This window comes from Mucilaginibacter ginsenosidivorans (assembly GCF_007971025.1).
Classification (GTDB): Bacteria; Bacteroidota; Bacteroidia; order Sphingobacteriales; family Sphingobacteriaceae; genus Mucilaginibacter; species Mucilaginibacter ginsenosidivorans.
In genome coordinates this window covers 1,013,758-1,025,796 of the sequence record NZ_CP042436.1, presented here as the reverse complement: position 1 = coordinate 1,025,796, position 12,039 = coordinate 1,013,758, and the positions used below count along the sequence as shown (strand labels likewise).

Sequence of the window (12,039 nt, the reverse complement as noted above, 5' to 3'; positions counted from 1 at the left end):
AAGATGAAGTGGAAAAAGATAAGCATGCTGACTGCGATTTTGGTGATTAGTTGCTCCATGCAACTTAGCGCACAGATACCTATTGTAGGGCTGATCACAAGTGCGGTAAAAAAAGTGATCGTAGCCATAGATCTCAAAGTGCAGCAAATGCAAAACAAGACCATCGCCTTGCAGAATGCGGAAAAAGAGCTTGAGAACAAGATGGCCCTGGGCAACCTGAATGATATTTCTGGCTGGCTGGACAAGGAGAAAAAGCTGTATGCGGACTACTACCGGGAACTACATCAAGTGAAGTCTGTGATATCAACCTATGAGCTGGTGAAGGCAGTGGTTAAACAGCAGGAACAATTAGTCAATGAATATCACCAGGCCTTTGGCCTATTTCAGCGGGACCAGAATTTTTCGACAGACGATCTCAACAACATGCGCGGGGTCTACCGCGGCATCCTGGATGCAAGTGTACAGAACCTGAACGAAGTGCTGCTTGCTATAACGAACCTGTCAACGAGTATGAGCGATGCTGAGCGCCTGGCACTGATACACAAGGCGGCAACCGGTTTGCAACATAACATGGACGACCTGCGGCAATACAACTCAGGCAACATACAGCTCAGCCTGCGACGTGCAGAAGACCAGCAAAGCAGAGCAGCTATTAAAAAATTATATGGCCTTTAAGCATTTTGTATATGAGAAAGTACTTAAGCATCTTTTTAGTATTAGTGTCGGCCTGGGCCCACGGACAAGGTATCGGCAGTTTTTTCAGCCAACAATCGACGAAGAAAAAAGATATGGCTTTGCAGATCGCATTGATGGAAACTTACCTGTCCGGTCTGAAGCATGGTTACATGCAAACACAAGATGGCCTGGCAAACATCCATGACCTGAAAAGCGGCAGCTTCAGTTTGAATAATAATTATTTCCTTTCCTTGTCGCAAGTGAGCCCGGCAGTACGACAAAACCCTAAAGTAGCGGAGATACAATCCCTGGCAGCTGAGATAAAATCGAATTTCCGCCGGTTCATACAATGGCAGCACGGGCAGGACCTGGTGACTGCCGGAGATATTAGCTACCTGCAAAAAGTAGCAGATCATTTAATAGCTGAATGCGATAAAGAACTCGTCATGCTCGCTGATGTGATCAGCCCGGGCAAATTTCAGTTAGCTGATGTGGATAGGATCAAAGAAATCAACAGTATTGATGCGGATATGAAAGATAAGTATGCGTTCTGCCTGACATTCATAGACAGGACCCGCAATGTCACCCTAAGAAGGCAGGCGGAAGCAAGGCAACAAAAAATACTCAAACGATTATATAATCTTCAATAAAATGAAAAAGATATTTCTGACAGTAATAATCTCGATGGCCGGGGTGCTGGTTGCGCCCCAGCTAAAAGCGCAATCAATTGCTGACTTGATCGAGGAGCTCAGCCTGGACTATCAGAAGCTGGCTGGTATGAAAAGCATATTAAAGCAAATGGAGCAGGGCTACCAGATAGTAAGCACCGGTTACAGCAATGTGAAAGGCATTGCGCAGGGCAACTTCAATGTGCACCAGGTCTTTTTGGACGGCTTAATGTCCGTAAGCCCCACAGTGCGAAAGTACCCGAGGATAAAGGATATTATCAATGATCAGGCAGCATTGGTCAGCGCTTATCAATCTTCTTATCATGTCTTTAAAGCGGACAAAAACTTCAGCCCCCGGGAGCTGAGTTATATCAGTGATGTCTATAATAACCTGGTCGCCAACAGCCTTCAGAACCTGGACGAGCTGACGATGATCATTACCGACGATAAACTCCGAATGAACGATGCAGAGCGACTTACCGCAATTGACCGGCTATACGCGAGCGGGCATGAGGAGCTCAGCTTTATGCAACATTTCAACAGTAATACCGCCGACCTCGCCATCCGGCGGGCCACAGCGGCAAATGACCGGCAAACGCTTCAAAAGCTCTATGGAATAAAATAAGACATAACATATGAAAAGTATTCAGATTAAGGCTGTTCTGATAGCAGTCTCAGCCACGCTTTTGCCCGCGTTTTCCTTTGCACAGGGAGTAGGTTCTGATATCCACAGCCTGCAGGGCGTCCTCGATAATTTGTATAACCAGATGATACCCCTTTGTAGCCGTATGATCGATGTGGGCAGGGGTATTGCAGGCTTTGCTGCACTCTGGTTCATCGCAGCGAGGGTATGGCGACATATTGCTGCTGCCGAGGCCATCGATTTTTACCCATTACTGCGGCCATTTGCGATAGGCATATGTATCCTGTTATTTCCCGCAGTGCTTCAACTTTTGAATGGCGTACTGCAACCGACCGTTACTGCTACACAAGCTATGGTCGGAGATGCAAACAAGGCCATTTATAATATGCTGGACGCCGATATGCAAAAGAAGGCGGAACAGGCTGAACAGCCCGTAGACATGAACTCCGACCCGGCCAAATGGTACCAGTATACACACCCGGACAATCCAGCAGGTCCCGCTGCCTATACACCGAACCCCGTCGCTGAATCTTCCGGCTGGGGCTTTAAGGATATGGTCAAAAAATGGATGGCGGAGTTCCTTAATGTCTGCTTTGAAGCGGCAGCGCTGTGCATAGATACGATCCGGACATTCAAATTGATAGTGCTGGCTATCCTCGGCCCACTCTGTTTTGGGTTAAGTGTCTTTGACGGATTCCAGCATACATTGAAGCAATGGCTAGCTCGCTATGTCAATGTATTCATGTGGCTGCCCGTGGCCAATATTTTCGGGGCCATCATCAGCAAAATACAGGAGAATATGATCCAACTGGAACAGTCGGGTGGAGCCGCTGATCCCTTTTTCAAAAGTACCAATACCGCCTACCTGATCTTCATGCTGATCGGCATCGTGGGATACTTCACTGTCCCATCCATCGCCAATTATATTATCAATGTAGGAGGCCATGCATTGCTGAATAAAACCAGTACCCTGGCATCAAGTGCTATCGCATTCAGTACGGGCAGAGTTACCCAGGGGCTTTCCGATCTCCAGAGAATAGTTTCCAATAATAATGGTCAGAGCAATATCGGTGCTGCAAATAACACGGCGGGTTCAACTGCAGGTAACCAACATATGCAGGACAAGCTATCGGGGAAAAGCTGAGCTCACCAATGAATTAAAATCAATTAGAAATGTTCAAAAAACTAAATAACATCGACACTGCATTCCGGCAAATAAGGACCTTCTGTATCCTGTACACTATTGCGCTGACATTAATATGCTCATTCGTTACCTATAAGTGTTTCCGCGAGCTGGAGCAACATGAACAACGCCTGTACATACTGGCAAACGGTAAAGCCATCGAAGCTTTCGCTTCAGGACGGAAGGACAATATCGCCGTTGAGGCAAGGGATCATATTGCGACCTTTCATAGGCTGTTTTTCAGCCTCGACCCTGATGAGAAAACCATAAATGTCAACATTGGCAAAGCCCTCTACCTGGCTGATAACTCTGCCGAAAAAGTCTACGACAACTTAAAAGAGCAGGGTTACTATGCCAATATTATAGCGGGGAACATAAGCCAGGAAATCAGTATTGACAGTATCCATTTTGATCTCAGTCAGTACCCCTATCATTTTCGGTGCTATGCAAAAGAGAAGCTGATAAGGACTACTTCTATTGTGACCCGCAACCTGCTGACAGAAGGGTATATGCGCAATATTGAACGAAGCGATAACAATCCGCATGGCTTTCTGATCGAGCGTTGGGCTATTCTTGAAAACAATGATCTGAGCACTCAAAACCGTTCTTATGAAAGCAACTAAAGAAATCGACACGCGGCAGAATAGCGACAATGAGCTATCAAAGCTTCTCTGTGAAGGCGCACAAAAGTGTGCTGGCCACCTCAATAGATTTTTTGCTGATTGGAAAGCGGTGCGACTAAAAATCCTGCTGCTGAGTTTCTGCCTGTTTACAGGCTGCTATTGCCTGTTCCTGATCATCAATGGCCTGCTTCCTGCTAAAGGGCCACCTGGCCAACCAATCGTTCAGCACTTGAATGTGCCTGGTAAACAGTTTTCACATCCAAATAAAAAACAATAATCATGAAAGAAAAAACAATCGAACAAGCGCGAAGGCAAAGAAAATTTGCACTTGTATTGCCGCTATTAGTGGTGCCTTTCTGCAGCCTCTTTTTTTGGGCGCTTGGTGGCGGCGGCCAGGCACATGCGCAATCATCAACAACTCATGGAGGGCTCAACTTTCAGGTACCAAAGGCACAGTTTAAAAATGATAGTGCCGCCAATAAGTTAAGCTTTTATACTCAGGCGGAAAAAGACTCGCTGAAATTGAAGCAGGCCATCAGGGATGACCCCTACTATAAGGAAGCAGATGGAGCAACTGCCGCAGATACAGCGAATCATCTTAATGGAAGGATTTCCGGCGTAGGATTAAATATGCAGACCACTGCAGGAGGGGGGCTAGGTCATTAGAGGCAAATGAAGCTGCAATCAATGAAAGGCTTTCAGCCATAAGACAGCAGATCAATACAACGCCGGTAATAAGTTCCGTCCAGAATGAAGGCAACTCCTCTTTTGGAGCGCAGCACAAACTGGATATGCTTCAATCCCAAATTAGCAGGCAATCCGAATATGATCCTGAAATGAAACAGTTAAGCGGGATGCTCGACAAAGTACTTCAGTTGGAGCATCCGGAAATGGTAAAAGAGCAGCTCAGGGAAAAGTCGGAAAAATCACGCGGTACCGTGTTCCCAGTAGGTACCACGGAAATAGCGTCAGATAAAAGCTACATGCCGGCCAGTTCTGACGTGCAATCCTACGTTCTTTCCGGAGCCCTGAGTAACAATGGTTTTTTTGAAGCATCCGACACGGCAACTACTGCGCAGCAGAACGGGATCGCCGCTATCGTCCAGGGTGAACAAACACTTAGCTCGGGAGCAACAATTAAGCTTCGCTTGCTGCAGGACATTTTCATCAATGGCACACTTATTCCGAAAAACAATTTTGTTTACGGCAATTGCTCGCTCGATGGCGATAGGCTCGATGTCGATATAAAAACGGTGAGACTGGGTAATTCTGTCTTCTCTGTTGCCCTCAAGGCATTTGATATGGACGGGCTTGCGGGACTGCATGTACCGGGTGCCATTACAAGAGATGCAGCAAAGGATGGAGCAGACCAGGCCATACAAAACATGGATTTCTATTCTATGTCCCCTTCAATAGGTGCACAGGCCGCCAGTGCCGGTATGCAGGCAGCCAAGGGATTGTTCAGCAAAAAAGTAAGACTGGTGAAGGTAACGATAAAATCAGGCTATCGAATCCTGTTGGCCAACGCAAATCAACTCAATCAATAACATTAAACAGCAAACAATGAAAAATCTATCAGCAGCAATTTTATTACTGCTTGCCGCCTGGGCAGGCGTAGCAAATGCACAGCAGGTTAAGAACCTCGATGAGAGTGCGATAATTATTCCGTATCGCATAGAGATCAATAACCTGAAGACTACCGTCATACTTTTTCCTGCAACAATCAAAAGTGTCGACAGGGGGAGCCGGAACATTCTTGCGGAAAAAGTCGGTGACGCAGAAAATGCGCTTAAGATAAAAGCAGACCGGCTTGATCAGCCTGAAAGTAACCTGAGCGTCATTACCGCTGACGGGAAGCTTTACAGTTTTATCGTCGATTGTACGGAGCGGCCTGCATACCAGGCGGTCGATCTTCGCAAACAACAAAACCACGAACAGTCGGAGATAAACTTTACAAACCGACAATTAAACCTTCCTTTAATAAAGGCCAAGTGTGACGAGGTCCTTTCGAGAAAACATTTCATGAATGAAAAGGTGCGTGCTCAAAAAATGGAATTGAAGATTGAAGGCATCTACCTTGACCAAGGGAGCATGTATTTCGGCATGTCCGTCACTAATCATTCGCATATCGACTACCCAGTGGAATTCTGTAGTTTTTTTACCAGGGACAGGAAAAAGGTTAAACGGATGGCTTTGCAGGAGCAGGAAGAAAAACCATTGTACGCAAGCTGCGATTCCACGCGCATAATACCTGGCAAATCCACCCGTCATCTTGTTTTTGCATTCCCTCAGTTTACAATATCGGACAGTAAGCTGCTGGTCATCGACCTGTACGAAAAAAACGGCGACCGAAAGCTATCCCTGGCCATTGACGGAAAGCAGCTACTCAAGGCAAGGGCTCTTTAATACGAGATCGATACTAAATATTTAATCATTTAAAAACAATTTGTTATGAATCAGGAAAATTTCAATTACCTGAAAGACCAGGTAAAGTACACAGGCTTCGGTGAGGGACATGAAAATGAATTGAGGGACAAGATCCAAAGCGAGCAGCCAACATTTCAATTACTGCACGCCCGTGATTTCGGCAAAGACAATGTCGAGGCAATTTTGAACTTCAGGAAGTCAAACACGGACGAAAAATACTTTTTCAATAGCTACGAGATAAAAGTAAAGCCTGACAAGGCTGAAGAATCAGCTACTCAAACTTTCTATATAGGCAAGGCTAATAATTATACGCTTAAGGAAGCATATAACCTGATGTGCGGCCGGGCAGTATATAAGGAATTGGAGAAATTGGACAAAGTCGGTGAAGGCGAGCATGTGCGCTATGTGCCCAACGGCGAGAAGTATAACGCCTGGGTTCAACTTGATTTTAAGAATACAGACGAAAGCGGAAACTATAAGGTCAAGACCTTTCACGAAAATTATGGCTTCGATCTGCAGGAGGCTTTAACAAAACTTCCTATCAAGGAACTCAACAACGAACAGGATAAACAGGAACTGATGCGCTCACTTGAAAAGGGCAACAGGCAGTTTGTTACGTTCCTTCAGGACGGAAATGTTGAAAACCGTTATCTGCAGGCAAACCCGCAGTATAAAACAGTGACGGTTTTTGATGCCCAGCAAAAACGGCTTCGTATGGATCAAAAGGAATCCAACACGGATGATGGAAACAAAGTTTCTAATAAGAACGGCCAAAAGAGCCAGGCATCTGAAAAGGTTGACACTGAAAAAAAAAGTAAAAGAAGAAAACAAGGAATTTCTTAACCGCAATGAGGCAAGTAGGGCAACCTCCTTACCTCATTCTCAAAAGTAAAAAGACATGAAGCCATATTTTTTAATACTACCACTGTTCGCGTTCTTTTCTTATTCCTGTAAAAACGAAACTATGAGGCCGAACTCAATCAGTCTTAGCACAAAAAGCTTCTCTGAGATTTCTCTTTCCCCTGAGAACCCGGGCAACCCTTATGACACAATTGGTGAACGGCATAATTTGATCCTGGCAAAAGTCGTCCCCGAAATTTGTACATCTTGCAAACCGGATTTGGCAGCAACCGCTAAGGCGGTAACAGATGCAACGGCGCCGCTTCAGCTAAAGACGCCAGGCGATTCGTATTATGACACAGTTGCTGGTACAGTATCACTGAACACGGACCAACTTATCAGCCAGTTAGATTGCTCAATCCCCGCAAAAGAAATGCTAACGGAATTGTTCTCGATCTTAAGAAATAGTGTAAAAAATAGCTACGGATATTCGGATTTGAAGGGGCAAATAATTCAATTGGAAAATTCGGTAAATACTAATGGAGGCTTAAATGAAAGTGACAAGGCTGTAGTTCTTTCAGCTTGTTCAGTTGCTCGGTTTTCCTCGTTCTATTGGGGCTATTCCAATCCACCTGTTAAGTCCTATTCATTAAAAGGTATCACCAAGTGGGTCGCGGCAGCAACAAGTGACATCGCCGGCGCCATAGTTTACCGGAGCGCGGCTTATGCTGCAGATTGTAGCTCCTATGCCTATTGGCTGATTGTTTACAGTATGCCGGGATAGATTTATGGAGGGCCTGAGCTTACTATCGATATTTCTAAATGCGGTTCAATCTGATCCAAGGATTGGGTTGAACCATATTGGGTTATTCACTGTGCTGTTAGAATATGGGTATGAGCAAAATAAATATGATCCTGTATTAATCAAAGCCCAGGAAGTGATGGTACGAGCTAAGATCAGTGTAGCCACGTATCATAGGTCGATTCATGATTTAGATGATTTTGGATATATAAAATATGTCCCATCATTTAATCACCGGAAAAAAAGTAGGGTCTATCTGACTCATAATTGAATGCAGCATTTTACAAATTGAATTAATTCGCGTGTTATGGGAGTTGAAGTAGTAACGAAAGAAGATTTGCAAATATTTAGAATGCAATTGTTAGATGACCTAAAGAGACTATTGCCGGTAAGTCCACAGAAAAATGAACCACAGGAATGGTTAAAAAGCAGTGAGGCTAGAAAGATTTTAAAGGCGTCGCCTGGAACTATGCAAAATCTTCGGATAAGTGGCAAGTTAAATCCGGTTAAAATCAGTGGTTCCTGGAGATATAGTCTTGCTGAGATAAATGCTTTGTTTAAAAGTAGGAAATAGTGATGTGATGAATTTGAGTGTGTTTGAAAAGCCTCTAAAAATATTGGTGAAAGATGAACGAGTAAACGTCTGGCACCTGGCAATGATGTTTGGGATTATGCAGCTTGCATCTAACGACGACCTCAACAGCCCCATTTACATCTCCAGAAGAAAGGTAATGGAGTACTCCCATATCAATAATTTTATGACCTATCACAAGTGCCTAAAAGAATTGCAGGTATTTGGGCATATTACTTATTTTCCGTCGTATCATCCCGGTATCAGAAGCAAAATTTATATAAAGAATATATAAACAAAGAACCAGGGCTTTCCCGGGTTCTTTGTTTTAGAAAAATTGAAAATCAAGAAAGCCTCTTCCTGAGCAACGCCATATCCTCGCTGACTTTTAAATCTATGATTTTTGCATAATGTTGGGTCTGAGTAAGCCTTTTGTGTCCTAACATGCTCGAAACGGTTTCAATAGGTACCCCGTTGCATAATGTCACAGTTGTTGCAAAGGTGTGTCTCGCGATGTGAAAAGTTAATTTCTTTTCAATGCCACAAACATCTGCAATCTCTTTCAGATATGCGTTCATTTTTTGATTTGTCAAAATTGGCAGTGCATAACCTTTTTGCATGCACCGGGGATGATCCTTATATTTTTCTATTATTTCCAAAGCTGGGGCAAGTAAAGGTATTCTCTGAGGTGTATCTGTCTTTTGTCTTTTCGTTATTATCCACTTTTGGCCATCAATCCCATTGCGTATTTGACCTTGTTTTAAATTACCTGTGTCGATATAAGCTAACCCCGTATAACAGGAAAAAATAAAAATATCTTTTACTAGATTCAAACGTTCAAAGGAAAATTTTTTATTTTGAATAATAGATAATTCAACTGCATCGAGTGGTATAATCTCGACTTCTTTTTGAGCGGTACTGAATTCGCTAAAAGGATCTTCCCTTAACCACTTTTTCTTCATGCACTCAAGTATAACAGTCTTTAAAGTGCTGACATATTTCATTGCAGAATTATGATTACAACATTTTATCGTTTTTAGCCAAAACGAAAAATCCTTTGCAAACTCATAATTTAAATCCTTAAGGTCTATATCTTCTTTGCCGTATTTCCAGTTAATAAATGCCTTCGTATGGTCGAAGGTTGTACGATAGCGCTTGAAAGTCCTAGGTTGATAATCCTTTCCAATTAATTCTTCAATGTTTTGGTTATGCTTTTTGAAAATACAAAGAAGCATTCTTCTTTCTTCGCCATTGCCTGTAAGGTATTTCTTTATTATCTCAGCCGTGATTTCTTTATCAGCTAGCATCAATTGGCTTTTGATGCTATAAACATTTAGTTTTAGATTATCTAGGTATGCACACAATTTTGCTACCTCCTCAGTTTTACCTTTAGGTCGTCCGGTTCTTTGATCCCATCTTGATAAGGTCCACATTCTCTTAGTAGAAATTTCTTTTGAAATTCCATCCACGGTGATGCGTAAATAAATGTAACGTTCATCACCTTTCTGATTTTTAGGCTGCTTCAAAAAGAAGAACAGGCCAAAGCTTTTTTCAATCATAACCAACTTTTTTAAATTGTTTTTTAAAGTTGGAAATGCTAAATGCTTCAAACAAGATGTAAGCCTCAATTACATGTTGATAATCAATGTGTTAAATCGACTTGGTTGCGTCTTTTTTGAAAATTTTAAGACGCCACGAATGACGCAAGTTAACTTTGATTATTTTTGAAATCTTTGAATGTTGGACTAAACAAAAAAGCCCGCAAATCAACGATTTGCAGGCTTTTGAAAGCTTTAATAATGCTTTGTGTGCCCGGAACAGGAATCGAACTTAATTTGATTCCTCGCTCTCAGAGCGGTTTTTAGTTCTTTAGAGTGGGGGAACGCCACGAATGACGCGACCTTTCTCTTTTTTAATCTTAGTAGCCCGTAGGGGAATCGAACCCCTGTTTCAAGAATGAAAATCTTGCGTCCTAACCCCTAGACGAACGGGCCGAATCATATGGAGGCCGACAAGCAGCAACTCCCCTTTTCGGGACGGCAAAGATATAGCTTTATCGGAATTTTTAAAAACTTAATTCAAAAAAGTTCTTTCAAGCGTAAGGAAAGTGTGAGTACGGCGTCAAAAAAACAAACCCCGGGTTCATTTATTATAATACAAGTAGTTTAATTTTTACATTTATATCATACGGTGACCATCTATTCTATATACCTGACTATATGAAAACTTACGACGCTATTGTCATCGGCTCGGGCCAGGCCGGTGGCCCGCTTGCTAAGAAATTAGCCCTGGCTGGCAAAAAAACAGCGCTCATCGAAAAGCGATACATCGGTGGTACCTGCGTAAACGACGGCTGCACACCCACAAAAACCATGATCGGTTCGGCAAAAATGGCTTACCTGGCTTCCAAAAGCAGGGACCTGGGTGTCGACATCAAAGGTTACAAGGTGAATTTGCGGCGGATCAAAAAGCGTAAGGACGAAATTGTAATGCAGTTCCGCAGCGGGAGTCAGCATGGCCTGGAGCAAACCAGGGGGCTTGACCTGTTTTTCGGCGAAGCAACATTTACAGCAGAAAAGACTATTTCGGTAAAATTGAATAAGGGTAAAACAAGTCAATTAAAGGCCGACCTGATCTTCATGAACACAGGCTGCAAGCCCGTTATCCCGGAAATTGAAGGCATTCATGATATTGATTACCTGACTTCAACCTCAATACTGGAACTGGATAAAGTGCCGGATCATTTGCTGGTCATTGGCGGTAATTACATAGGGCTGGAGTTTGGCCAGATGTTCCGGCGCTTTGGCAGTAAGGTTACTGTAATCGAGAAGTCGGAAAGAATAGTGTCGCGCGAGGATGAGGATGTATCGGAAGAGCTTACCAAAATACTGGAAGCTGAAAAGATCAAAATACTTACCAATGCACAGACATTGAAATTCAGGAAAACAGGCAAAGGGAATATTTCGGCAACAATTTCCGTTAACGGAAAGGAGCAAAATATTAAATGTTCCCACGTACTGGTGGCGGTGGGTCGCGCCCCGCAAACAACGGCTTTAAACCTTGACAAAACCGGCGTTAAAACAGATGAGAGGGGCTTTATTAAAGTAGACGATAAACTGGAAACCAACATAAAGGGCATTTATGCTTTGGGCGATGTAAAGGGCGGGCCCGCATTTACACATGTATCTTATAACGATTACACCATTGTTTACCGCAATTTGATAGAGGGTACCAATTATACTATAAAGGATCGGCCGATACCTTACTGCATGTTTACGGACCCCCAGTTAGGCAGGATCGGGCTGGATGAAAGCGAGGCTCAGAAATTGGGCCTAAAAGTGAAAGTTGCTAAATTGCCGATGGCCTACGTAGCACGTGCGATTGAAACCGGCGATACACGCGGTTTTATGAAAGCGGTTGTCGATCCGAAAACCAAAAAGATATTAGGGGCCACGGTTTTGGGACCTGAAGGCGGCGAGATCATGACTGTACTGCAGATGGCGATGGAAGGTGGCATAACTTACGACCGTATCCGGTATTGTGTTTTTGCGCACCCTTTATATTCCGAATCGCTGAACAATCTTTTCATGTCCATCGTAGATTAAAA

At 43.5% G+C, this 12,039-nt stretch carries 15 protein-coding genes and 1 tRNA gene; 14 read left to right on the top strand and 2 right to left on the bottom strand.

Annotated features, from left to right (window positions below):
* The first annotated feature begins 3 nt into the window (after positions 1 to 3).
* The 13 genes from FRZ54_RS04730 to FRZ54_RS04670 all read left to right on the top strand — a co-directional run bounded on the left by FRZ54_RS04730 (position 4) and on the right by FRZ54_RS04670 (position 8,727).
* Positions 4 to 675 carry a conjugal transfer protein TraI gene (locus FRZ54_RS04730; protein ID WP_147030494.1) on the top strand — a complete coding sequence of 224 codons (672 nt, stop codon included), beginning with the start codon at positions 4 to 6 and terminating at the stop codon, positions 673 to 675.
* An 11-nt stretch (positions 676 to 686) separates the two neighbouring features.
* A complete protein-coding gene (locus FRZ54_RS04725; RefSeq protein ID WP_147030493.1) occupies positions 687 to 1,325 on the top strand; it encodes a hypothetical protein in 639 nt (212 codons plus the stop codon).
* Position 1,326: 1 nt separating this feature from the next.
* Positions 1,327 to 1,968 (top strand): TerB family tellurite resistance protein, encoded by a 642-nt coding sequence (locus FRZ54_RS04720; protein ID WP_147030492.1) that lies wholly within the window; start codon positions 1,327 to 1,329, stop codon positions 1,966 to 1,968.
* 10 nt (positions 1,969 to 1,978) lie between these two features.
* Positions 1,979 to 3,130 carry a conjugative transposon protein TraJ gene (gene traJ / locus FRZ54_RS04715; protein WP_147030491.1) on the top strand — a complete coding sequence of 384 codons (1,152 nt, stop codon included), beginning with the start codon at positions 1,979 to 1,981 and terminating at the stop codon, positions 3,128 to 3,130.
* A gap of 29 nt (positions 3,131 to 3,159) precedes the next feature.
* Complete coding sequence (gene traK, locus FRZ54_RS04710) at positions 3,160 to 3,792, top strand: conjugative transposon protein TraK (RefSeq protein WP_147030490.1); 633 nt, start codon at positions 3,160 to 3,162, stop codon at positions 3,790 to 3,792.
* Complete coding sequence (locus FRZ54_RS04705) at positions 3,779 to 4,069, top strand: hypothetical protein (protein ID WP_147030489.1); 291 nt, start codon at positions 3,779 to 3,781, stop codon at positions 4,067 to 4,069. Before traK ends, FRZ54_RS04705 begins: the two co-directional genes overlap by 14 nt.
* A 2-nt stretch (positions 4,070 to 4,071) precedes the next feature.
* A complete protein-coding gene (locus tag FRZ54_RS04700) occupies positions 4,072 to 4,458 on the top strand; it encodes a hypothetical protein (RefSeq protein WP_147030488.1) in 387 nt (128 codons plus the stop codon).
* Positions 4,416 to 5,339 carry a conjugative transposon protein TraM gene (traM, locus tag FRZ54_RS04695; RefSeq protein ID WP_317131610.1) on the top strand — a complete coding sequence of 308 codons (924 nt, stop codon included), beginning with the start codon at positions 4,416 to 4,418 and terminating at the stop codon, positions 5,337 to 5,339. Before FRZ54_RS04700 ends, traM begins: the two co-directional genes overlap by 43 nt.
* A gap of 16 nt (positions 5,340 to 5,355) precedes the next feature.
* Positions 5,356 to 6,198 carry a conjugative transposon protein TraN gene (traN, locus tag FRZ54_RS04690; protein WP_147030486.1) on the top strand — a complete coding sequence of 281 codons (843 nt, stop codon included), beginning with the start codon at positions 5,356 to 5,358 and terminating at the stop codon, positions 6,196 to 6,198.
* Positions 6,199 to 6,243: 45 nt separating this feature from the next.
* The gene (locus tag FRZ54_RS04685; RefSeq protein ID WP_147030485.1) at positions 6,244 to 7,062 is read left to right on the top strand and encodes a hypothetical protein; all 819 of its coding nucleotides are present in this window, start codon (positions 6,244 to 6,246) and stop codon (positions 7,060 to 7,062) included.
* A gap of 121 nt (positions 7,063 to 7,183) precedes the next feature.
* On the top strand, positions 7,184 to 7,843 hold the full coding sequence (locus tag FRZ54_RS04680; RefSeq protein WP_187359743.1) for a hypothetical protein: 660 nt from the start codon (positions 7,184 to 7,186) through the stop codon (positions 7,841 to 7,843).
* Between the two features lie 325 nt (positions 7,844 to 8,168).
* On the top strand, positions 8,169 to 8,435 hold the full coding sequence (locus FRZ54_RS04675) for a helix-turn-helix domain-containing protein (protein WP_147030483.1): 267 nt from the start codon (positions 8,169 to 8,171) through the stop codon (positions 8,433 to 8,435).
* A 7-nt stretch (positions 8,436 to 8,442) separates the two neighbouring features.
* Positions 8,443 to 8,727, top strand: a complete 285-nt coding sequence (locus FRZ54_RS04670) for a hypothetical protein (RefSeq protein ID WP_147030482.1) — start codon at positions 8,443 to 8,445, stop codon at positions 8,725 to 8,727.
* A gap of 49 nt (positions 8,728 to 8,776) precedes the next feature.
* Here FRZ54_RS04670 and FRZ54_RS04665 read toward each other — a convergent pair whose 3' ends face one another.
* A complete protein-coding gene (locus FRZ54_RS04665) occupies positions 8,777 to 9,991 on the bottom strand; it encodes a site-specific integrase (RefSeq protein WP_147030481.1) in 1,215 nt (404 codons plus the stop codon).
* Between the two features lie 363 nt (positions 9,992 to 10,354).
* Positions 10,355 to 10,426, bottom strand: a tRNA-Glu gene (locus FRZ54_RS04660).
* A gap of 225 nt (positions 10,427 to 10,651) precedes the next feature.
* Between FRZ54_RS04660 and FRZ54_RS04655 the strand changes: the two genes are divergently transcribed.
* The gene (locus tag FRZ54_RS04655; RefSeq protein WP_147030480.1) at positions 10,652 to 12,037 is read left to right on the top strand and encodes a mercuric reductase; all 1,386 of its coding nucleotides are present in this window, start codon (positions 10,652 to 10,654) and stop codon (positions 12,035 to 12,037) included.
* Positions 12,038 to 12,039 lie beyond the last annotated feature (2 nt).